The organism is Streptomyces sp. NPDC051776 (genome assembly GCF_040681345.1).
Classification (GTDB): domain Bacteria; phylum Actinomycetota; class Actinomycetes; order Streptomycetales; family Streptomycetaceae; genus Streptomyces.
On record NZ_JBFAYQ010000006.1, the window covers coordinates 39,249 to 61,038 of the forward strand.

At 70.1% G+C, this 21,790-nt stretch carries 18 protein-coding genes; 8 read left to right on the forward strand and 10 right to left on the reverse strand.

Annotated features, from left to right (window positions below; translation table 11 throughout):
- Positions 1 to 14: 14 nt before the first annotated feature.
- Both AB0M26_RS07415 and AB0M26_RS07420 read right to left on the reverse strand, forming a co-directional pair.
- On the reverse strand, positions 15 to 980 hold the full coding sequence (locus AB0M26_RS07415; RefSeq protein WP_365256369.1) for an ABC transporter ATP-binding protein: 966 nt from the start codon (positions 978 to 980) through the stop codon (positions 15 to 17).
- 154 nt (positions 981 to 1,134) lie between these two features.
- Positions 1,135 to 2,382: an NYN domain-containing protein gene (locus AB0M26_RS07420; RefSeq protein ID WP_365255992.1), complete on the reverse strand. Its 1,248-nt coding sequence runs from the start codon at positions 2,380 to 2,382 to the stop codon at positions 1,135 to 1,137.
- 286 nt (positions 2,383 to 2,668) lie between these two features.
- On the opposite strand from AB0M26_RS07420, the gene AB0M26_RS07425 reads away from it, so the two are divergent.
- Positions 2,669 to 2,857, forward strand: coding sequence for a hypothetical protein (locus tag AB0M26_RS07425; RefSeq protein WP_365255994.1), 189 nt, complete (start codon positions 2,669 to 2,671; stop codon positions 2,855 to 2,857).
- Positions 2,858 to 2,931: 74 nt separating this feature from the next.
- Here the strand turns inward: AB0M26_RS07425 and dnaE are convergent, their stop codons facing one another.
- Positions 2,932 to 6,474, reverse strand: a complete 3,543-nt coding sequence (dnaE, locus tag AB0M26_RS07430) for a DNA polymerase III subunit alpha (RefSeq protein WP_365255997.1) — start codon at positions 6,472 to 6,474, stop codon at positions 2,932 to 2,934.
- Between the two features lie 158 nt (positions 6,475 to 6,632).
- Between dnaE and AB0M26_RS07435 the strand changes: the two genes are divergently transcribed.
- From AB0M26_RS07435 to AB0M26_RS07455, 5 genes are all read left to right on the forward strand, one after another.
- The gene (locus tag AB0M26_RS07435; protein WP_365256000.1) at positions 6,633 to 7,967 is read left to right on the forward strand and encodes a DUF2252 domain-containing protein; all 1,335 of its coding nucleotides are present in this window, start codon (positions 6,633 to 6,635) and stop codon (positions 7,965 to 7,967) included.
- 377 nt (positions 7,968 to 8,344) lie between these two features.
- A complete protein-coding gene (locus AB0M26_RS07440) occupies positions 8,345 to 9,025 on the forward strand; it encodes a hypothetical protein (protein ID WP_365256003.1) in 681 nt (226 codons plus the stop codon).
- 61 nt (positions 9,026 to 9,086) lie between these two features.
- Positions 9,087 to 9,935 carry a thioredoxin domain-containing protein gene (locus AB0M26_RS07445; protein ID WP_365256005.1) on the forward strand — a complete coding sequence of 283 codons (849 nt, stop codon included), beginning with the start codon at positions 9,087 to 9,089 and terminating at the stop codon, positions 9,933 to 9,935.
- Between the two features lie 78 nt (positions 9,936 to 10,013).
- Complete coding sequence (locus tag AB0M26_RS07450) at positions 10,014 to 11,657, forward strand: alkaline phosphatase D family protein (RefSeq protein ID WP_365256008.1); 1,644 nt, start codon at positions 10,014 to 10,016, stop codon at positions 11,655 to 11,657.
- 286 nt (positions 11,658 to 11,943) lie between these two features.
- The gene (locus tag AB0M26_RS07455; RefSeq protein ID WP_365256011.1) at positions 11,944 to 12,966 is read left to right on the forward strand and encodes a zinc metalloprotease; all 1,023 of its coding nucleotides are present in this window, start codon (positions 11,944 to 11,946) and stop codon (positions 12,964 to 12,966) included.
- A gap of 188 nt (positions 12,967 to 13,154) precedes the next feature.
- Here AB0M26_RS07455 and AB0M26_RS07460 read toward each other — a convergent pair whose 3' ends face one another.
- The gene (locus tag AB0M26_RS07460) at positions 13,155 to 13,733 is read right to left on the reverse strand and encodes a dienelactone hydrolase family protein (protein WP_365256014.1); all 579 of its coding nucleotides are present in this window, start codon (positions 13,731 to 13,733) and stop codon (positions 13,155 to 13,157) included.
- Positions 13,734 to 13,861: 128 nt separating this feature from the next.
- On the opposite strand from AB0M26_RS07460, the gene AB0M26_RS07465 reads away from it, so the two are divergent.
- Positions 13,862 to 14,980 (forward strand): mechanosensitive ion channel domain-containing protein, encoded by a 1,119-nt coding sequence (locus AB0M26_RS07465; protein WP_365256372.1) that lies wholly within the window; start codon positions 13,862 to 13,864, stop codon positions 14,978 to 14,980.
- Between the two features lie 259 nt (positions 14,981 to 15,239).
- Here AB0M26_RS07465 and AB0M26_RS07470 read toward each other — a convergent pair whose 3' ends face one another.
- The 6 genes from AB0M26_RS07470 to AB0M26_RS07495 form a co-directional block, all read right to left on the reverse strand.
- Positions 15,240 to 15,986, reverse strand: coding sequence for an SDR family oxidoreductase (locus AB0M26_RS07470; RefSeq protein WP_365256017.1), 747 nt, complete (start codon positions 15,984 to 15,986; stop codon positions 15,240 to 15,242).
- A gap of 61 nt (positions 15,987 to 16,047) precedes the next feature.
- Positions 16,048 to 17,646 (reverse strand): Na+/H+ antiporter, encoded by a 1,599-nt coding sequence (locus tag AB0M26_RS07475; protein ID WP_365256019.1) that lies wholly within the window; start codon positions 17,644 to 17,646, stop codon positions 16,048 to 16,050.
- A 199-nt stretch (positions 17,647 to 17,845) separates the two neighbouring features.
- Entirely contained in the window at positions 17,846 to 18,385 is a 540-nt protein-coding gene (locus AB0M26_RS07480; protein ID WP_365256022.1) for a GNAT family N-acetyltransferase, read from the reverse strand.
- Entirely contained in the window at positions 18,382 to 19,323 is a 942-nt protein-coding gene (locus tag AB0M26_RS07485; RefSeq protein ID WP_365256025.1) for an RluA family pseudouridine synthase, read from the reverse strand. Before AB0M26_RS07485 ends, AB0M26_RS07480 begins: the two co-directional genes overlap by 4 nt.
- A gap of 117 nt (positions 19,324 to 19,440) precedes the next feature.
- Positions 19,441 to 20,013, reverse strand: a complete 573-nt coding sequence (locus tag AB0M26_RS07490) for a signal peptidase II (protein WP_365256028.1) — start codon at positions 20,011 to 20,013, stop codon at positions 19,441 to 19,443.
- A gap of 82 nt (positions 20,014 to 20,095) precedes the next feature.
- Positions 20,096 to 20,656: a TraR/DksA family transcriptional regulator gene (locus tag AB0M26_RS07495; RefSeq protein ID WP_365256031.1), complete on the reverse strand. Its 561-nt coding sequence runs from the start codon at positions 20,654 to 20,656 to the stop codon at positions 20,096 to 20,098.
- A 7-nt stretch (positions 20,657 to 20,663) separates the two neighbouring features.
- On the opposite strand from AB0M26_RS07495, the gene AB0M26_RS07500 reads away from it, so the two are divergent.
- Complete coding sequence (locus AB0M26_RS07500) at positions 20,664 to 21,464, forward strand: hypothetical protein (RefSeq protein WP_365256034.1); 801 nt, start codon at positions 20,664 to 20,666, stop codon at positions 21,462 to 21,464.
- The last annotated feature ends 326 nt before the right edge of the window (positions 21,465 to 21,790 follow it).

A 21,790-nucleotide genomic window follows, 5' to 3' on the forward strand; every position in this document is an offset into this window, starting at 1 on the left:
TGCCACGCCTGCGGTCAGTCACCCTTCACCAGACCTTCCGTACGGCCGCCGAGCGCGAGGTAGACATCCTCCAGGCTGGGTGTGGTGACGGTGAAGTCGTCGAGCGCCGCGAAGGCCGAGCCGCCGGTGACGGCGGCGACCGCCGCGCGGGCCTCGTCAGGAGCGAGTCGCAGGACCCAGCGCCGTCCCGACTCCTGGGCGGAGACGCGGAGTGCGGCGACCTCGGGCACCTCCAGCGGGGCGCGGTCCCGCCAGACCAGCTCCAGCCGTACCTCGTCCGCGACGAGGGCCTTCAGCCCGCCGGGCGTGTCGCAAGCGATGACCCTGCCGCGCTCCAGGACGGCGACGCGGTCCAGCACGGTCTCGGCCTCGATGACGTTGTGGGTGACCAGGACGACGGTGGCGCCACGCTCCGCCCGGCGCCGGTCGACAGCGGCCCATACGGCGCGCCGGGCCACCGGGTCCATCCCGGTCGTCGGCTCGTCGAGGACGAGGAGGGGCCGGTCGCCGACGAGCGCCGCCGCGAAGCACGCAAGCCGCCGCTGGCCGCCGGACAGCCTGCGCAGCGGCCGGCCGGCCAGTTCCGCGAGACCCAGCTCGCCGAGAACCGTGTCGCGCTCGGCCCGCGCCGTACGGGTGTCGAGCCCGCGCAGCCGCCCGGTCGTCTCGGCGGCGAGCGCGACCGTCAGCTCGTCCAGGGCGGTGGACTCCTGGCCGAGGTAGCCGATGAGGCGGGCCGCACGGTCCGGGTGGCGTACGAGATCGTGGCCGAGGACACGGACGCTGCCCGAGTCCGGGCGCATGAGACCCGTGAGCTGGCGTACGAGCGTGGACTTCCCCGCGCCGTTCGGCCCGAGGAGTCCGAAGATCTCCCCGCGTCGGACCTCCAGGGTGATGCCGTCACTGGCCCGGACGGCAGGGGCGGCGGGAACGCCGCGGCGGGCGCGCGCCGCCGGGTAGGTCTTCACCAAGTTCTGCACGGCGCACGCGGGGGCGGCTTCCGCCGCGTCGGCCCTGCTGCCCTGCCGTGCCTGTGCTGTGCCCGTCCTCACGAGCAACGAGAGTACGCGTCCGGCACCGTGGCACGCCTTGCGGGGCCCGATCCGCCCCGAAAAGCGGCCTCCTCCGGGAGGGTCAGCCGGATGCCGGCGGGGTGCGGTCCGCGGAGGTGCGGGTGTCGAACTCGCGCCAGAAGCCCGCACGGATCGCATACCGGTCGTGCTCGTCGATCTGGTCGTCCTTGTGCGCGAGCAGCCCGAAGCGGGCCGCGTACCGCAGCAACTCCCCGTCGATGCGGTGCGGGATGCGCGGGTACTCCGCGGAGAGCTGCTGGAGCTGCGCCGGGGAGGTCAGCCGCTCGGTCCAGCGGCGGGCGAAGACCTGGCCCACCTCGAACGGGTCGCCGCTGACCGCCGTGATGTCCTCCTCGCGGTCGGCCCAGCGCTGCTCGGCGCTGGTGAGCTGGGCGAGGGTGGGAAGGCCGGCGATGTCGGGGGGTTCCGCGGTGCCGCCCCGCTCGACCCAGCCGCGGTCGGAGGACCAGCGGAGGGTGGCGTTGCCGGCCGGCGGCTGGGGCGGCTGGGCCCCGCCGGAGGGCGAGCGGCCGAGACCGGCGAGGTCCTTGGGGGTCGGCACGCCCTTGCCGCCCGCGGTCTCACCGGTGGTGGAAGCGGCCGCCGCAGGCTGGGGGTGGCCGGCGGACCCGTTCTGTGCACTCGTCGCGGCGCCCGCCTCGGCGGCTGGGGCCTGGGCGGAGGATTCGGGCAACGGGGCCGAGAGGATCGCGGCGATCTCGGGGCCGGGGGCGGGCGGTGGCGCGCAGGGCCCCGCAAGCTCCTTGGCGTGTACGGCCTGTGTGATCCAGCCGCGGTCCAGTACGCGTCGTTCGTCGGCTTCGGCGACCAGGTCCTCGGACTGGTTGAAGTCGCCGTCCGCCGCCTGCACCGCCCACAGATGGATGGCGACACCGTGCTCCTTCGCGTCCATCAGGCCGGGCAGCAGATCACCGTCGCCGGTGACCAGGACGATGTCGGAACAGGCGCGGTTGCGGGCGAGTTCGGTGAGTTCGGCGTGCATGGCAGCGTCCACGCCCTTCTGCGCCCAGCGCCCGTCGCTACGGGTCAGGGCGCCGAGCCGGACGGTGACGCGAGGCATGACGCGCAGCCGCCGGTGCTCGGGCTGCGGTACGCGATCGGGGGCACCGTCGAACCAGTAGATCCGGAGCAGTGGGCGTTCGGTGTCGGCTTCGGCTCGTTCTCTCAACCCCTGGATGAGCGCGGCGTGATCGACGGTGATCCGGGCGCGGGCGGGCTCTCCGGCGAGGAGGCTCGCGGCAGCGCCCAGCAGGTACCCGGCGTCCACCAGGACGACGCAGCGGTCCACGTTCCACCCTCTTTCGTGAAGACCGTCGCCCCCCGGAACGGCGCATTTGCTTCGGATTACTTCGAGTCTGCCCGACCGTACGAGGGTTATCAGTCGGAACTCGATCATCGGCGTGGCGAGAGCGGCATGGTTGCGCGGAAGCCCCGTGCCCCATACGCCCTCTTCACGCACAGTAACGGCTCGGGATGCGCTCCGTGTCCGGTCGTGCGAGCGTGGTTCAGCGAAGCGGCTCCGGCTCCCGCCCGGGCCGCAGGCCAGGTTCTGAGACCCCGCACAGGAGGCGATCATGGCCAAGAACCGGAACCAGAAGCGGAATCAGCCCAAGAACCGCGGTGGGTCGCAGCGCGACGAGCGCGCTCAGGGCCCGAACTCGCAGGGCCAGTCCTCGGAGTCCCAGAGCCAGCAGCCGTACTCCTCCGGTCAGGACGAGTCGTCCGCGCAGCGCAAGCGGAAGAGCAGCTTCGGTCACAACTGACCGCCGCTGGGCAGCAGCCCGGCGTGCCGAGGGGCGCGACCGAATGCGGTCGCGCCCCTCGGCACGGGATGCGCTCACCCGGCCAGGCAGGACGGCCCGAGGAGAACCTTCAAGTCCCCGAAGAGCGCGGGGTCCGCGGTGACGCGGTGCCGGTCCAGCCGGAGCACGGTGGTCTTCCGGGCCCCGAGGAGCTTGATGCGGACCTCCGTGCTCCCCCGGTGGTGGGTGAGCACCTCGCCGAGCTTCTCGACGAGCGGCGGGGTCACCTTCACGGTCGGAATGGTGATCGTGACGGGTGCGTTGGCGGAGGCCTCTGACAGGTCGGGGACCATCAGCTCCATGGCGACCAGCCGCGGTACGTCCTCCCGCTTGTCCAGCCGCCCCTTGACGAAGACGACGGCGTCCTCGACGAGTTGGGTGGACACGAGCTGGTAGGTGGCGGGGAAGAACATGCAGTCGATGGAGCCCGCCAGGTCCTCGACGGTGGCGATGGCCCAGGCGTTGCCCTGCTTGGTCATCTTCCGCTGGAGCCCGGAGATGATGCCGCCGATCGTCACGATCGCGCCGTCGGAGTGCTCACCGCCGGTGAGCTGGGCGATGGCCGCGTCCGCCTTGTCGTTGAGGACGTGCTCGATGCCGAAGAGCGGGTGGTCGGAGACGTAGAGGCCGAGCATCTCGCGCTCCTGCGCCAGCAGATACGCCTTGTCCCACTCGACGTCGGAGAACTCCACGTCCAGCCCGAAGCCCGGTGTGTCGTCCCCGGCGTCCTCCCCCATGCCGCCGAAGAGGTCGAACTGGCCCTCGGCCTCTTTGCGCTTGACCTGCACCACGTTGTCGATCATGGGCTCGTAGTGCGCGGTGAGGCCCTTGCGCGTGTGGCCCATCTCGTCGAACGCACCGGCTTTGATCAGCGATTCGATCGTCCGCTTGTTGCAGACCACCGCCTCGACCTTGTCGAGGAAGTCCGGGAACGAGGTGTACTTCCCCTTGGACTTGCGCGACCGGATGATCGAATCCACCACGTTCTGCCCGACGTTCCGGACGGCGGTGAGGCCGAAGAGGATGACGTCGTCGCCCTGGGCGGTGAAGTTGGCCTGGGACTCGTTGACATTCGGCGGGAGCACCTTGATGCCCATGCGGCGGCACTCGTTGAGGTAGACCGCCGACTTGTCCTTGTCGTCGCGCACGGAGGTGAGCAGCGCCGACATGTACTCCGCCGGGTAGTTGGCCTTGAGGTACGCGGTCCAGTAGGTGACCAGGCCGTACGCCGAGGAGTGCGCCTTGTTGAACGCATAGCCCGCGAACGGCACCAGCACGTCCCAGACGGCCTGGATCGCCTCGTCGGAGAACCCCTTGTCGCGTGCGCCCTTCTGGAAGTTGACGAACTCGGCGTCGAGGACTTCCTTCTTCTTCTTGCCCATCGCGCGGCGCAGCAGGTCGGCCTGGCCGAGCGAGTAGCCCGCGAGCACCTGGGCGGCCTTCTGCACCTGCTCCTGGTACACGATGAGGCCGTAGGTGATGTCGAGGACCTCTTTCAGCGGTTCCTCGAGCTCGGGGTGGATCGGTGTGATCTCCTGCTGGCCGTTCTTGCGGAGGGCGTAGTTGATGTGCGAGTTCATGCCCATCGGGCCCGGCCGGTACAGGGCCGAGACCGCGGAAATGTCCTCGAAGTTGTCGGGCTTCATCATGCGCAGCAGGGAGCGCATGGGGCCGCCGTCGAACTGGAAGACGCCGAGAGTGTCACCGCGGCAGAGCAGTTCGTAGGTCTTGGGGTCGTCCAGGGGCAGGGTGAGGAGTTCCAGGTCGATGCCCTTGTTGGCCTTCACCATCTTGACGGCGTCGTCCATGATCGTGAGGTTGCGCAGGCCGAGGAAGTCCATCTTCAGCAGGCCGAGCGACTCACAGGTCGGGTAGTCCCACTGCGTGATGGTGACCTGATCGGTGTGGCGCACCCAGACCGGGATGTGGTCGGTCAGCCGCTCACTGGACATGATCACGCCCGCGGCGTGCACGCCCATCTGCCGGACGAGGCCCTCCACGCCGCGCGCGGTGTCGATGACCTTCTTCACGTCCGGCTCGTTCTCGTACATCCCGCGGACCTCCCCCGCCTCGCTGTAGCGCGGGTGGGCCGGGTCGGTGATGCCGGAGAGCGGGATGCCCTTGCCGAGGACGTCGGCGGGCATGGCCTTGGTGATGCGGTCGCCCATCGCATATGGGTAGCCGAGGACGCGCGCGGAGTCCTTGATCGCGTTCTTGGCCTTGATGGTGCCGTACGTGCCGATCATGCAGACCTTGTCGGCCCCGTATTTCTCGGTCACATACCGGATGACCTCGGCGCGCCGACGCTCGTCGAAGTCGATGTCGACATCGGGCATGGAGACGCGCTCGGGATTGAGGAACCGCTCGAAGATCAGGCCGTGTTCGATCGGGTCGAGGTCGGTGATGCCCAGGGCGTACGAGACGATCGAGCCGGCAGCGGAGCCACGGCCGGGCCCGACCGCGATGCCGTTGTTCTTCGCCCACATGATGAAGTCGGCAACGACGAGGAAGTACCCCGGGAACCCCATCTGGATGATGACGTCCATCTCATACTCGACGAGGCGCTGTCGGTCCTCCGGGATGCCGCCGGGGAAGCGCCGGGCCATGCCGCGCTTGACCTCCTCGCGGAACCAGGTCACCTCGGTGTAGCCGTCGGGGACGTCGAACCGGGGCATCAGGTCACGCTTTTCGAACCAGCCGGTGGTGTCGACGAGCTCGGCCACCCGCGCGGTGTTGGCACACCCCTCCTGCCAGGCGTCGGAGGAGTCGATGGCGTACATCTCGTCGGTGGACTTGAGGTAGTAGCCGGTGCCGTCGAAGCGGAAGCGGTCGGGGTCGGAGAGGTTCTTGCCGGTCTGGATGCACAGCAGCGCGTCGTGCGCGGACGACTCGTGGGAGTACGTGTAGTGCGAGTCGTTGGTGACCAGCGGCGGGATGCCGAGCTTCTTCCCGATCTCCAGCAGACCGTCGCGGACCCTGCGCTCGATCTCGATGCCGTGGTCCATCAGCTCCAGGAAGTACCGCTCCTTGCCGAAGATCTCCTGGTACTCGGCGGCGGCCTTCAGGGCCTCGTCGTACTGCCCGAGACGGAGCCGGGTCTGCAGCTCGCCGGAGGGGCAGCCGGTGGACGCGATGAGACCCTCGGCGTGCTCGGCGATGACCTCCTTGTCCATACGCGGCCACTTGGTGAGCCAGCCCTCCTTGTAGGCGTCGGAGGAGAGCCGGAAGAGGTTGTGCAGGCCCTGCTGGTTGCCCGCCCAGATGGTCTTGTGGGTGTAACCGCCCGAACCCGAGACGTCGTCCCGCTTCTGGTGCGGCTGGCCCCATTGGATACGCCGCTTGTTGCGCCGCGACTCCGGTGCGACGTACGCCTCGATGCCGATGATCGGCGTGATACCGGCGGCGGTGGCCTGCTGGAAGAAGTCGTACGCCCCGTGGAGGTTGCCGTGGTCGGTCATGGCGATGTGCGACATGCCCATCTCCTGACAGGCCTTGAACATGTCCTTCAGCCGCGCCGCACCGTCCAGGAGGGAGTACTGAGTGTGCACGTGCAGGTGCGTGAACGGCGGCTTTGCCACGGCGGGAGACCTCCGGCGCGAAGTCGATGGCGGGTTGGGGCTTCGAGCTCGAAGTCTATGCCTCCGCACTGACACCGGCCGGGCACTCAAGGGTAGCCTCGCGCGTTGGAACAGCCGGAAGCACGACCTTCTCCACAGGCACCAGGAGGCGCACCACGATGTCGTCCCAGCAGGACACGGCGGACCGGGCCGAGCAGCGCGGCGAAGAAATCCTCTCCGTCTTCGACACCGCCTTCGGGCAGCTCCTGAGTGCCGATCCGGCCGCGTTCCGGGTCAAGTTCCGGAAGATGGCGTCCTCCGCCTTCGCCTTCTACCGCGGCACCGCCTGCCTGTTCTACAACGACCTCGAGAGCGAACGGAACAGCGGCCCGTATCTGGACGAGCGCACCGCCCGGGTGTGGATCCACGGCGATCTCCACGCCGAGAACTTCGGCACGTACATGGACGCCAACGGCCGTCTGATCTTCAACGTCAACGACTTCGACGAAGCGTACGTGGGCCCCTTCACCTGGGACCTGAAGCGCTTCGCCGCCTCCGTGGCCCTGATCGGGTACACCAAGGCGCTCAGCGACGAGATGATCAGCGATCTGGTGCGCACCTACGCCGCCGCGTACCGCGAGCGCATCCATGCGCTGGCCACCGGCGCCAAGAACGACGAGGTGCCGCCGTTCTCGCTCGACACCGCCCAGGGGCCGCTGCTCGGCGCGCTGCGCGACGCCCGCTCCCTGACCCGCTTCGCTCTGCTGGACTCGATGACCGAGATCCGGGACTTTGAACGCCGCTTCTCCGCCGGAGGCGGTGCCATCGAGCTCGACGCCGCGACGCGCTACAAGGTGCTGGCCGCGTTCGACGGCTACCTGGAGACGCTGCCGGAGTCCAGCCTCGCCCGACCCGACTCGTACCGCGTCAAGGACGTCGTGGGGCGCCGCGGTATCGGCATCGGCAGCGCGGGCCTGCCCTCGTACAACATCCTGCTGGAGGGCAACAGCGACGCGCTGGAGAACGACGTCGTGATCTACATGAAGCAGGCGCAGACCCCGGCGGTGTCCCGGCACATCACCGATGCGCGGGTCCGCTCCTACTTCCAGCACGAGGGCCACCGCACGGTGATCTCGCAGCGGGCGCTGCAGGCTCACGCCGACCCGTGGCTGGGCTGGACCGAGCTGGACGGCTCCGGCCAGCTCGTGGCCGAGGTGTCGCCGTACGCGGTGGACCTCGACTGGTCGGACATCGACGACCCGGCCGAGATCTCGGAGGTCGTCGGCGACCTCGGGCGGGCCACCGCCACGATGCACGCGGCGGCGGACGACGAGAGCGGCCATTCGCTGGTCCCGTTCTCGACGGAGCGCGCGATCGACGCGGCGATCGCGGCCGACGAGAACGGCTTCGCCCAGCTCCTGGTCGACTTCGCGCACGAGTACGGGGCGCGGGCGCGGGCGGACCACCAGATCTTCGTGGACCTGTTCCGCAACGGGCGGATCCCGCGCCTGTAGCCGCGGTTCCCAGGGCCGGGCGTGGGCCGCGGAGCGAGGCCCCGGGACTGCCCCGGGACGGCCCCGAGGCGGCCCCGGCGGCGGCCCGGGATGCACGGGACCGGGGGTTGGCGGGGCCCGGGGTACGGAGGCCGGCCTCGGCGGGGCCCGCGATACGCGAGGCCGGGTGTGAGGGCCCGGGATGCGTCGGGCGGCGGGGGCCCGGAGACGGAGCCCGGCCCCATGGCCCTGGCACCTCCCGAAGTCCGCGCGCCTCTGTGACTCAGCTCACGGTCGGCGTCGCGAGAAGCGGGCCCGCAGCCCCGACAGCGCCCCCACGGAAAACCGAGGGCTCGTTTAGTCGCCCGTTACCAGCCGACATGGCACACTCTGCGGCGATGGACATATCCGGGGCTCGGTTGAGGACACTGCGCGCAGCGCTGTTCACGGCGCTGTGCGTCACGCTGTCTGCTGCTTCGCACGTCCTGCTCTCCGGCGTCCCGCTTCCGGTCATGACCGTCGCGGGGCTCTCCGCCGGGGTCTTCGCCATCGCCTGGGCCCTGGCCGGACGTGAGCGCGGCTACGGCGCCATCGCCGCCCTGCTGATCCCGCTCGAACTGGCCGCGGACACGGTCTTCACCACCGGCCAACACGCCTGCTACGGCCGGGCCGGCGGCCCCGTCGCGGGCCCGCTGCGCTCCGTCGGCGTGGATCTGCTGTGCAGCGGCGGCGACTTCGGCACGCCGCTCGCCCACATGGCGAGCCGGCAGCCCGCCGCGCCCCTGACGGTCGCGAGCGACCCGGCCACCCCCTGGCTGCTGCTCGCCGCCCATGTCGCGGTCGGCCTCGCCGCCGCGGCCTGGCTGCGGCGCGGCGAGAGCGCCCTGGTCCGCCTGCTGCGCGCGGTCGGCGCCTTCGCCTTCCGGCCGCTGCTGGTGGCCTTCGCCACGGTCCGGGTGCAGAACGGTCCCACGCGCCGGGCGTTCCGTGCGGCGCGGCAGGTGCCGGCCGCCCAGGTCCGGCCGCTGCTGGCCCACTCCGTACTGCGGCGCGGACCGCCGTGCCCCGTCACGCTCTGAGACCTCTCGGAGCCCACCGGGCACAGCAGTCCCCCACATATCACGGAGCAGAAGGAATCTCATGAGCAACCGCAACAGCAAGGCCAACAAGGCAGCCGCACGCGAGCGCCTCCGCGAGGAGCGCGCCCGTCAGGCGAAGCGGGAGAAACTTCGCCGCCGTCTCATAGTCGGCGGCTCGATCGTCGCCGTCCTGGGCCTGGCCGCGGGCGTCGGCGTGGCCGTCGCGAACATGGGCGGCAGCGACAGTGCGGTCAGCCACGAAGACTGGGTGTCCGCGGCGAAGAAGTCGAAGTTCGCCCAGCCGGCCAACACCACCGGCGACAAGGGCACGGTCGTTGTCGTGGGCGACAAGAAGGCCAAGAACACCCTCGAGGTGTACGAGGACATGCGCTGCCCGGTCTGCGCGGCCTTCGAGCAGACCACCGGTGAGGCCGTCCTGAAGGGCATGAAGGACGGCAAGTACAAACTGCAGTTCACCATGGGCACCTTCCTCGACGAGAACATCACGCCCAAGGGATCGGGTTCGAAGAACGCCCTGAGCGCGCTGGGTGCGGCACTGAACGTCAGCCCGGACGCCTTCCTCGAGTACAAGAAGGCCCTGTTCTCAGCGGACAACCACCCGGACGAGCGCGAGGACGAGTTCGCCGAGGACGCGAAGCTGATCAAGATCGCGCAGCAGGTGAAGGAGCTGAAGGGCAACAAGGACTTCGAGAAGGCCGTGGGCGACGGGACCTACGACCAGTGGGCCCTGGCGATGAGCGACCGCTTCAACTCGGCGAAGGACGTGAAGGGCACGCCGACGGTCAAGCTCAACGGCACCCGACTGACCGCGCCGGGCGCCGACACCGCTCCGATGACCCCCGAGCAGTTCAACTCGGCGGTCGACAAGGCACTCGCCGGGAAGAGCTGACAACTCCGGGCCAACGGGCGGGCGAATATTCCGTATTCGCCCGCCCGTTCGGCTTACCACTCAGTAATCTGTTCGGCCGTGACCGAACTCTCAGCGAACCAGACCACTCGCCGCACGGTCGTCAAGGCCGCTGCCGCCTCCGCCGCACTGATTCCGTTTGTCGGGACCGCCGGCGCTATGGCCGCCAACAACGCGGCCCCCGTCTTCCTGCACGGCGTCGCGTCGGGCGACCCCCTCCCCGACGGCGTGCTCCTGTGGACCCGTGTCACGCCCACCCCCGAGGCCATGCCCGGCTCCGGCAAGGGACCGGAGGTCACGGTCGGTTGGCAGGTGGCCGAGGACAAGTCCTTCAGCAAGGTCGTGGCCAAGGGAAGCACGAGCGCCCGTGCCGCCTCCGACCACACCGTGAAGGTCGACGTCCGCGGACTGCGCCCCGCCACCGAGTACTTCTTCCGGTTCAGCCACGGCGATGCCACCTCCCCCGTCGGCCGGACGCGCACCGCACCCGCGCACCACGACGCCGCGCACTCCGTCCGGTTCGGGGTGGTCTCGTGTGCCAACTGGGAGTCCGGCTACTTCTCCCCGTACCGGCATCTGGCCGCCCGCACCGACCTCGACGCGGTGCTCCACCTCGGCGACTACATCTACGAGTACGGCACGGGCCAGTACCCGGAGGCGAAGTACGTGGTACGCCCCCACTCCCCCGTCCACGAGATCATCAGCCTCACCGACTACCGCGTCCGGCACGCCACGTACAAGACCGACCCCGACCTCCAGACCCTGCACTCCGTGCATCCGGTAGTGGCGATCTGGGACGACCACGAGTTCGCCAACGACGCCTGGTCCGGCGGCGCGGAGAACCACACGCCGGACGGGGAGGGCGCCTGGGCGCAGCGCCTGGCGGCGGCCAAACAGGCGTACTTCGAGTGGATGCCGGTACGCACCTCCACCGAGGGGACGACCTACCGACGGCTGCGCTTCGGCAAGCTGGCCGATCTGCATCTGCTGGATCTGCGGTCGTTCCGCTCCGAGCAGGCGAAGACGGGGAGCGGCGGTGTCGACGACCCGGACCGTACGATCACGGGCCGCGCGCAGCTCGACTGGCTGAAGGACGGGCTCGCCTCCTCGGACGCCTCGTGGAAACTGGTCGGCACCTCGGTGATGATCTCGCCGTTCGCCTTCGGCTCGCTGCCGGCCCATCTGCTGGAGCCGATCGCCGAGTTGCTGGGGCTCCCCAAGGAGGGGCTGGCGTTCAACAACGACCAGTGGGACGGCTACACCGACGACCGGCGGGAACTCGTCGCGCATCTTCGCGACCGGGGCATCACCAACACGGTCTTCCTGACCGGTGACATCCACATGGCCTGGGCGAACAACGTCCCGGTGAAGGCCGCCACATACCCGTTCTCGGGATCCGCGGCCACGGAATTCGTGGTGACCTCGGTGACGTCGGACAACCTCGACGACATCCTGCACGTTCCGGCCCAGACGGTGTCGCTGGCCGCGGCGGGGATCATCAGGGCGGCCAACCGCCATGTGAAGTGGGTGGACCTGGACTCGCACGGCTACGGAGTCCTCGACGTCACCGCCGAGCGGACGCAGATGGACTACTACGTGATCTCCGACAAGGGCGACCGCAACGCCTCTTCGAAGTGGAAGCGTTCGTACCGGACCAAGTCCGGTACGCAGAAGGTCGAAAGGGTCGACGCTCCCGTTCGATGATGACCGATTTTCGGCCACATCGATCTTGAAATCGATCGATCCAGAGCGGTCGCGGTGAGTGGTGCGTTCCGGGAGCCAACCGGGACATACCACTCACCTCCGCTACATCGGTCGTACCCGATGTGTCTCATAGTGGGGATGTTGTCTGGAGATCTCTCACCAACGTCCGCAATTGCCCCACTTGTTGATTGGGCCAGATCGAATCTGCTGAAGATCTGACACCTCCTCGTAATCTCCCGGCGACGGGCGGAAATCCCACCCGTCACCGTGCTCGCGAGGAGCCCACATGCGCCCAACTGCCCGTATATCCCCGCGTCTTCGCAACCGCTTCATCGGCACCGCTCTGGTGGCGGGGGCCATGGCCCTCGCCCCGCTGTCGGCTCCGGCTGGCGCCGCGACCGCACCCCAGGACAGGGCTGCCTCCGCGGCCGAAAAGTGTGCCGACGGGAGCGCTGCGGGCGCCGCGGCGCGCGTGGCGGACCCGAAGAGCAAGTACGGCAAGCCCGGCGCGCACGAGCCGGGCGAGGTGACCGCTGCCGAGGCCAAGGCCATGGAGAAGAGACTCGACCGCAGAGTCGAGCAACTCCGCAAGTCTCCGCAGGGGCGGATGCTGGCGGCCAAGGCCGCCGCCCCCACCACCATTCCCGTGTACTTCCACGTCATCCACGACGGCGCCACCGGCAAGCTCACCGCGGACGACGTCGCCGGTCAGATGACCGTGCTCAACGAGGCGTTCGCGGGCAAGGGCGACGGCAACACCGCCAGCCAGTTCAAGTTCAAGCTCGTCAAGACCGACTACACGGACAACTCCGAGTGGTACAACCAGCTCGAGCCCGACGGCGCCCAGGAGCGCGCCATGAAGACCAAGCTCCGCAAGGGCGGTTCGAGTGCCCTGAACATGTACTCCGCCGACCTCGGCGGCGGTCTGCTCGGCTGGGCGACGTTCCCGGACTGGTACCCGGACGACCCGAAGATGGACGGCGTCGTCGTCCTCGACGAGTCCCTGCCGGGCGGTTCGGCGGCCAACTACAACGAGGGCGACACCGCCACCCACGAGGTCGGCCACTGGATGGGCCTGTGGCACACCTTCCAGGACGGCTGCTCGGACACGGGCGACATGGTCGCCGACACCCCGGCCGAGGCGAGCCCGGCGTTCGAGTGCCCGGTGGGCCGCGACACCTGCGCCGCCGAGGGCCTGGACCCGATCAAGAACTTCATGGACTACACGTACGACTCGTGCATGACGCAGTTCACGCCGGGTCAGGTGGAGCGCATGACGGAGTCCTGGTTCGCCTACCGCGCGAGCTGATCACGGGCTGAAGCCCGCCGCCTCTCCGACGTCTCCGGCTCACCGCTGTCTCCGACGTCTGCAGCGCTGCCTGCCGCACATTCCCCGTGCGGCAGGCAGCCGCACGTTGCGGGCGGGCGCAGCGTTCCGCGAAGCCCCTGCGGTGCGGGCGGCCACGCTCCAGGAAGCGCTGCGTGGCCGGCCCGCCGCTACAGCTCGTCGAGGAACCCCAGGGCCACCGACCAGGTCGCCTCCGCCGCCCCGGCGTCGTAGTCGGGCAGATCCGGGTCGGTGTAGATGTGCCCGGCGCCCGCGTACCGGAAGACCTCCACCTCCGCGCCGGCCCGCCGCATGCGCAGGTACCACGCGTTCAGCCAGTCGTCCGGCTCGAACGGGTCCGGGTCTGCGACGTGCAGCTGCACCGGGAGCTCGTCGGCCGAGGCACTGTCCGCAAGGTCGGACGTGCCGTGCAGCAGAAGCAGCCCGCGCGCCTTGCCGTCCGCCATCGCGAGGTTCTGTGCGATCGAGCCCCCGAGCGAGAAGCCCGCGTAGACCAGACCACGGTCGGAGAGCGGTGCCGAGGCCGTGATCGCGCGCTTGAGCAGCTCGTGCTGCCCGATCTCGTCCTTGATCTCCATGCCCTCCTCGACGGACTCCGCGATCCGGCCGTCGTAGAGGTCCGGCACAAGAACCTCGTGGCCGGCAGCCCGGAGGCGGTCGGCCGCCGCGTGCACCGCGGGCCGCAGGCCGTAGGCCGAGTGGAAGAGGACGATTGTCGAGGACGCCACGGCTGGTCACTTTCCTCTCGGTGTATCTCTCATCTCACATCGTGCCAGCTACTTTCGTGGGTACGTGGACAGCCGTGGGCGCCCCTACGGCGCCCGGCCGACGACCCCCGAAGGGAGCTGAAGTGTCCATGGAGGACGTGCTGCGTCCGGTGCTCGTGCTCGGCGGTTCGGTGGCAGTGACCGTCGTCATCGGCTGGATCGTGGACGTGATCCTGCGCAGAACCGACGCGAGGCACCCGGAGACCCCGCTGTGGGGCCTGTTGCGCCGGTGCAGAGTACCCCTCCAGGTCGTGCTGTGCGCCGCCCTGGTCCGCAGTACTTACGATCAGGCGCACATCGCCCGCGATCACACCCAGGGCATCGGCCAGACTCTGACGATCATCCTCATCGGTGCGACGGCCTGGCTGCTCATCCGGATTTCGGCGGCGATCGTGGAGTCGGCGTACTCGAAGTACGCGACGGGGACCCGGGACGCCGCGCGCGTACGGAGGGTGCGCACGCAGGTCACGCTGATCCAGCGCGTGGTGACCGCGATCGTCTGTGTCGTGGGCATCGCGCTGATGCTGCTGACCTTCCCGGCCATGCAGACGGTCGGCGCCTCGATGCTCGCCTCGGCCGGACTCCTCGGCATCGTCGCCGGTATCGCCGCCCAGTCAACCCTGGGCAATCTCTTCGCAGGACTGCAGATCGCCTTCGGCGACATGGTCCGCATCGGCGACACGGTCGTGGTGGACGGCGAGTGGGGCACCGTCGAGGAGATCACGCTCACCTTCCTCACCGTGAAGACCTGGGACGAGCGCCGGATCACCATGCCGGTCTCGTACTTCACCAGCAAGCCCTTCGAGAACTGGTCGCGCGGCGGGCCGCAGATGACCGGCACGGTGTTCTTCCAGCTCGACCATGCAGCGCCGGTCGGCCTCATGCGGGAGCGGCTGCGCGAGATCGTGCAGGAGTGCACGGCCTGGGACGGGCGCGACTGGAGCCTTCTGGTCACCGACACCACGCCGACCACGATGGAGGTGCGCGCCCTGGTCACGGCACGCGACGCGGACGCGGTGTGGGCGGTGCGCTGCGAGGTCCGGGAGCGGATGGTCGCCTGGCTGCGCGAGGAGCATCCGTACGCGCTGCCGCGCATCGTCACCGCCACGGTGCAGGAGACCTATGGCGCGGATCCGGAGGACGGGGAGGACAAGAAGGACGGCGGGGAGGACGGGCCCGGAGGACCGGGCTCGGCCGTTCTCCGCTGACGTCTTCGATCTCCTCCAGTCCTGTCGTCCCGGCGCACGGCCGGCTCGCTCCGTGCCGGAACCCCCGTGCCGTGCGATCGGCCGACGCCCGCGATCGGCCAACGCCCCACGAGCAGCCAACGCCCCACGAGCAGCCATCCCCGCGAGCGGCCGACGCCCCGCGAGCGGCCGACGCCCCGCGATGGGCCTGTGCCCCGCGATCGGCCTGTGCCCCGCGATGGGCCTGTGCCCCGCGATCGGCCTGTGCCCTCGCGCACGGCTAACGCCCCCGCTCCGCACCTCCGTTGACCTGGATCACCTGGGCGGTGATGTGGTCGGCCGCCGGGGAGGCGAGCCAGTGCAGCGTCGCGGCGACGTCTCCCGGGTGGCCGGCCCGGTGGTTGAGCGTCTCGTCGATCAGCCGCCGGCGCCGCTCCTCCGGCAGCTCGCCCCCGAAGAACCCCGTCTCCTCCACGTAGCCGGGCGCGACGAGGTTCACCGTCACACCGCGCGGTCCGAGGTCCCGGGCGAGCGAGAACGCGTACGGGTGCAGTGCCGCCTTGGCGGGACCGTATGCGTGGGCGCCGGACCCGCGCAGGGCGGCGATCGAGCTGAGGAAGAGCACCCGGCCTCCGGGCGATGCCATATGGTCGCGGAGCGCCTCGGTGAGCAGGACGGCCGTGAGCACGTTGAGACGGAAGTTGAGCGTCCAGTCGTGGGCGGTGACGGCAAGCGGATCGCCCGGAACGGCCTCGGCTTCGAGGCCTCCGTTGCCGCCCGCGTTGTTGACCAGGACATCGACGGCGCCGAACTCGTCGCACACGAAGTGCGCGGCGCGGGCGACTTGCTGCGGATCGGTCAGGTCGGCAGGGCAGGCCACCGCGTCCGGGAGCTCCGCCGCGGCCCGTTCGAGGACCTCCGCGCGCCGCCCGATGAGCACCACGCTGTCGCCGTCCCGGGCGAAGGTGCGCGCCGCCGCGAGCCCGATCCCCGTACCACCACCGCTGATGACGACTGTGCGCGACATCCTTGCCCCATCCACTCGTCCGGAGAGATCCGAGAGAGACCCTCAAGATCCGTTCTCGATCCTACGGCGGGCCGCTGCGCAGGCTCCGCATGTCGAGCTGGCGCAGGACGCGGTCGACGACCTCGGGGTCCACGCCCGGTTCGCTGCGCGCCGCCAGCACCTCGTGACGGGCGGCCGACAGCAGCTCACCCTGGATGCGCTGGACCCGACGAACCCTCTGGGTGCGCCTGCGATGGGACTCGCGGCGCTCCTCGTCGACGATGTCGGGCGAAATCCGGGAGGCCAGGTCGTAGGCGCGGCGGAGCATCTGCTCGGACAGCTCCTCCGGCAGCTCTTCGACCGCCTCGATCTCGCGCAGCCGTCGCTTGGCGGCCTTGGCGACGCGGAGCGCGAGCCGGCGCTCCTGCTCGCGTTCGACGTCACTGTCGTGGCGTACGTCGAGTCGGTTGACCAGCCAGGGCAGGGTCATGCCCTGCAGCACCAGGGTGGTGAGCACGACACCGAAGGCGATGAAGATGATCTCCTCACGGGCGGGGAAGTCCCCGCCGTCGTCGATCGTGAAAGGGATCGCGAGGGCCAGCGCGACCGAGGCGACCCCGCGCATCCCGGCCCACCACATGATCACGGTCTCGCGCCAGGTAAGCGGGATGTCCTCCTCGACGTCCGAGCGCCGGTGCATACGCCGGGCGGCCCAGGCGGCGGGCAGCAGATACAGCAGCCGGACGACCACGACGACCCCGACCACGGCGGCGGCCGCTCCGAGCATCTGGCCCCAGCGGCCGGTCGCGGTGCCGAAGACGTTGTGCAGCTCCAGGCCGATGAGGCCGAAGGCGACCCCGGTGACGAGGGTGTCGACCACGTTCCAGAATGTATCTCCGGCGAGACGCCCGACGACGTCGTCGGGGTCCATCGCGTACTCCGCGAGGAACAGCGCGGTGGTGAGGACGGCGAGCACGCCCGAGCCCTCGAACTCCTCGGCCAGGACGTACGAGACGAAGGGCACGAGGAGCGTCAGACCGATCTGCAGCGTGGCCTCGCCCAGGATGCCCATGAGCCTGTGCGCCACCCAGCCGAGGCCCAGGCCGACCGCCACGGCGACCACCGCGGACAGCACCAGCTCACCGACCGCCCCGGGCACGGAGAAGGTGCCGCCCACCGCGGCGCCGAGCGCCACGTGGTAGAGCACGATGGCCGTGACGTCGTTGAACAGGCCCTCGCCTTCGAGGATCGACACCATGCGGCGCGGCAGCCCGAGCTTCCCGGCGACCGCTGTCGCCGCCACCGGGTCGGGCGGTGCGACGAGCGCGCCGAGCACGAAGGCGGCCGCGATCGGCAGCCCCGGGACGACAGCGTGCGCGACGGCGGCGACCGCGGCCGTGGTGACGAATACGAGTGCCACCGCCAGCAGGAAGATCGGCCGCCGGTTGGCCGCGAACTGCCGCCATGAGGTGCGCTGCACGGACGCGTACAGCAGGGGCGGGAGAACCAGCGGAAGGATGAGCCCGGGCGGCACATCGACGTTCGGCACGAACGGCAGCAGCGCGGCGACGATCCCACCGAGCGTCATGAGCACGGGCGGGGGCACGCCGAGCCGCTCACCGAGCGGGACCGTGACCAGGGCTCCCAGAAGCAGGGCGAAGAGCAGGGCCAGTTGGTCCACGGTCGGCACGCTCCGGGAGTTCAGAAAGTGATGATCAACGGCTCCCAGCGTGCCATGGGCGTGGGCCTGGCCGTCCTGCCGTCCAGCCTGCGGACCGCTCGCCGGGACCGGGGCGCCGCGGCGCTGTGCGGAGCCGGGCACTCAGGGCCCGTACGCATACTGGCCCGCCCGGGCGCTGTACGGGCTTTGAAGATGGGGGCTAGAGCAGCTTCCGCATCGAGCGGTGGGCGATTCCGGCCTCCCGGAACTCCTCGCCGTAGGGCGCGTAGCCCAGCCGTTCGTAGAATCCGGTCGCCGACGCCTGCGCATGGAGGTCGATGGCGGTCAGGCCGAGCCGACGCCCCTCCCCCTCGATGGCCCGCACCACCGCGGCGCCGACGCCCAGGCCCCGCGCCGCTCGTGTGACGGCGAGGCGGCCCAGCCCTCCGATGCGTTCGTCACCGCCGTTCCTGGCCGCGGCGGCCGGGCCGTGCAGCAAACGCCCGGTGCCCAGCGAGCCGTCGGGACCGACGGCCAGGACGTGCACGGCACCGCCGTCGTCCGCGTCGCTCTCGATCGCTGCGGGCACGCACTGCTCGCGGACGAAAACCTCTGTGCGGACCGCGAAGCAGGCGGCGCGGTCGTCCTCGCCCTCGGCGACCCGCACCTCGTACGGCGACTCGCGGCCAGGCTCGTTCGGCGATGTACCGGAAGCGGCGGAGGCGGACGGGGAGGACGCGGACGGGGAACGCGGGGTCATGCGCTCTCCGAGCGGACGATGTCCAGCGCGCGCTGCAGGTCCTCCGGGTAGTGGCTCTCGAACTCCACCCAGCTCCCGTCCGACGGGTGCTCGAAGCCGAGTCCGACCGCATGCAGCCACTGACGGCCGAGCTTCAGCCGCTTGGCCAGGGTCGGGTCGGCGCCATAGGTGAGGTCGCCGACGCACGGGTGGCGGTGGGCAGCCATATGAACCCGGATCTGATGGGTGCGGCCGGTCTCCAGCTTGATGTCGAGCAGGCTGGCGGCGCGGAACGCCTCGATGAGGTCGTAGTGCGTCACGCTCGGCTTGCCCTCGGCGGTCACCGCCCACTTGTAGTCGTGCTGGGGGTGGCGGCCGATGGGGGCGTCGATGGTGCCGCTCAGCGGATCCGGATGCCCCTGGACGAGCGCGTGGTAGCGCTTGTCGACCGTACGCTCCCGGAACTGGTGCTTGAGGACGGTGTACGCGCGCTCGGACTTCGCCACGACCATGAGTCCCGACGTACCGACATCGAGGCGGTGGACGATCCCCTGCCGCTCGGCGGCGCCCGAGGTCGAGATCCGGTAGCCGGCCGCGGCCAGCCCACCGATAACGGTCGTGCCGCTCCAGCCCGGGCTGGGATGGGCGGCCACACCCACGGGCTTCATGATCACGACGATGTCGTCGTCGTCGTGCACGATCTCCATGCCCTCGACGGGCTCGGCGACGACCTGGACGGGCGGCGCGGCCTGAGGCATCTCCACCTCGAGCCAGGCGCCGCCGGTCACGCGGTCGGACTTGCCCGCGGTGGCGCCGTCGACCTGGACCTTGCCCGAGGCGGCGAGCTCGGCCGCCTTTGTCCTGGAGAAGCCGAACATCCGGGCAATGGCGGCGTCGACGCGCTCGCCCTCGAGGCCGTCGGGTACGGGCAGCGTGCGGATCTCGGGAATCGTGCTCACCCGTCGAGTATGCCGGACTGCGGGCAGCGACTCGTACGGCCGCTCGTACGCCCGTCCCCGCCGCAGGCTCCGCCCCTCCCCGCGCGGGACGGACCGCCGCTCTCGGCCGCCCGGGCGTCAGTCCCTGTGGACGGTGCCGTCCGGGTCCAGGCCGCGGAAGGACAGGATCACGATCAGAATGCCGCCGCAGACGATCGCGGAGTCGGCGAGGTTGAAGACCGCGAAGTGGGCGGGGGCGATGAAGTCCACCACGGCGCCCTGGAAGATGCCGGGCGAACGGAAGATCCGGTCGGTCAGGTTGCCGAAGGCACCGCCGAGCAGCAGGCCGAGGGCGATGGCCCACGGCACGCTGTAGAGCTTGCGCGCGATCCGTGCGATCACGACGATCACCGTGACGGCGATGACGGAGAAGACGATGGTCAGGGCCTCACCGAGGCCGAATGCAGCACCGGGATTGCGCACCGCCTCGAACTTGAGCAGGTCGCCGACGATCTCGATCGGGGCGTGATGCTCCAGACGCGCCACCACGATCATCTTGCTGACCAGGTCGAGGGCGTACGCGAAGGCAGCCACGCCGAGCAGGACCGCGATCCGCCGCCGGCCCTTGGGCGTGGGCTCCCCGTCATGCTCCGGCTCCGGCGCCCCCTCCTCGAACCCTGGAGTACCGATCGTCCGCTCCGCCTCTGCCACGTCAGTCCCTCAGCCTGTGTCCACGGGCCGGAACCCGCCCGGCCGAACTGAGGACGAGAGTACGGCACACACGTGCGGACACTCAGCGCCGCTCCTGCTTCTGCTTGCATTCCACGCACAGAGTCGCGCGTGGGAATGCCTGCATCCGGGCCTTGCCGATCGGGTTGCCGCACGACTCGCAGAGCCCGTAGGTGCCGGCGTCGAGGCGCTCGATCGCGCGCTCGGTCTGCACGAGCATCTCCCGGGCATTGGCGGCCAGCGACAGCTCGTGTTCCCGGGTGATGTTCTTGGTGCCGGTGTCGGCCTGGTCGTCCCCGGCACCGTCGCCGGAGTCGCGCATCAAGCCGGTGATCGCCGCCTCGGAGGCGAGGAGCTCATCGCGCAGGCGCTCGGCCTCCTCCCGCAGCTCGGCGCGGGCCTCCGCCACCTCCTCCGTGGTCCAGGGGGACTCCCCCGGGCGTACGGCGAGATCGCCCGGGGCGGCCTTGCCGACGCGCGCCTCGGGTACGGCGGACGCTGCGGCCGCGGGGGCCTTCGCCGCGGCGGGCGTCCTGCCCGGGTCCTTCTTCGCGGCCGCCGGTGCGGCTCCCGTCTTTTTCGCGGCGGGCCTCCGCGCGGCGGGCGTCGCCTTCTTCGCCGCCACGGTCTTCTTGGCCGTGGTCCTCCGGGTCGTGGCCTTCCCCGCTGCCGACTTCCCGGAGGCGGGCTTCGCCGTCCGTGAGGTGCCGGTCGTGGGCATGGCCTCGGCGGACTCCGTCACGGCGTCGCCGGCCGGCTCCGTCTTCGCCGCGGCCGTCGTCCTGCTCGCCACCGCTTTCTTCGGGGCCGTTTTCTTCGTGGCCGTTGTCTTCGTGGCCGTTGTCTTCGTGGCCGTTGTCTTCGTGGCCGTTGTCTTCGTGGCCGTCTTCTTCGTGGCCGTCTTTTTTGCGGCGGACTTCTTCGCCGCCGACTTCTTCGCCGCGGCGGTCTTCACCGCGCTCTTCCCGGCGGTCTCGGACTTCACAGCGCGCTCCGTCCTCTTCGCCGCGGCCTTCCCCGTTCCGGAGGTGTCCGGCCCGGTGTCCTGCGTGCTGTCCCCGGCGGGGGTGACCTGCTCCGGCCTGGCCTTCTCCGTCTCGGCCCGCTCTGTCTCGGCCCCCTGGGCCGCGATCTTCCCCGGTGTGGTCTTCGAGGTCTTCGTGGTCTTCTCCGGTGCCGTCTTCTGGGGCCCGGTCTTCACGGGGGTCTTCGCCGGGGCATTCCTGGCAGCCGACTTCTTCGGGGGCGCGGTTTTGGCCGCGGCTCCCTGCGTCTTCTTCTCCGGCGTCGTCTTCGCTACTCGCGGGGTCGTTTTCACGGTGCTCTTCCTCGCCGACGTTTTCTTGGGCGCCGCGCCGGGCGATCCGGTCGACGCCGACTTCTTCACGGCGGACTTTTTCGCCACCATGGTCGCGGCCCCTTCACATATGTGATCTTGCACGCGAGTCGTGCTGGGACGATAAATCGGCTCCAAAGCGGCGGCAACGGGGCAAACCATGGCCGCCACGTCATCCGGGCAGGTCTGCAACCGTTGTGCCCCACTGCCTGCCCGGTAATCCGCCGCCCGCACTCCGTCGTTCCCCGTGTCGCCATTCGGGTCACGCGGAATCCGGTCGGCCGCGGTGGGCGAAGCCCCGTACACTGGGCGCAGCGAAAGGCGTGGAAGGGGACGAGTAGCGCCGTACGCAGCCATGAGCGACCTGGGGATGGTGCGAGCCCGGGGGCGAGCGCGACGTGAAGATCACCCCGGAGCCGCCGG

Coding starts and splice junctions, on each gene's coding strand:
- AB0M26_RS07425 (WP_365255994.1), top strand. CDS start 2,669: ATGGCCAAGAACCGGAACCAGAAGCGGAATCAGCCCAAGAACCGCGGT.
- AB0M26_RS07435 (WP_365256000.1), top strand. CDS start 6,633: ATGTCGTCCCAGCAGGACACGGCGGACCGGGCCGAGCAGCGCGGCGAA.
- AB0M26_RS07440 (WP_365256003.1), top strand. CDS start 8,345: ATGGACATATCCGGGGCTCGGTTGAGGACACTGCGCGCAGCGCTGTTC.
- AB0M26_RS07445 (WP_365256005.1), top strand. CDS start 9,087: ATGAGCAACCGCAACAGCAAGGCCAACAAGGCAGCCGCACGCGAGCGC.
- AB0M26_RS07455 (WP_365256011.1), top strand. CDS start 11,944: ATGCGCCCAACTGCCCGTATATCCCCGCGTCTTCGCAACCGCTTCATC.
- AB0M26_RS07465 (WP_365256372.1), top strand. CDS start 13,862: ATGGAGGACGTGCTGCGTCCGGTGCTCGTGCTCGGCGGTTCGGTGGCA.
- AB0M26_RS07470 (WP_365256017.1), bottom strand. CDS start 15,986: ATGTCGCGCACAGTCGTCATCAGCGGTGGTGGTACGGGGATCGGGCTC.
- AB0M26_RS07480 (WP_365256022.1), bottom strand. CDS start 18,385: ATGACCCCGCGTTCCCCGTCCGCGTCCTCCCCGTCCGCCTCCGCCGCT.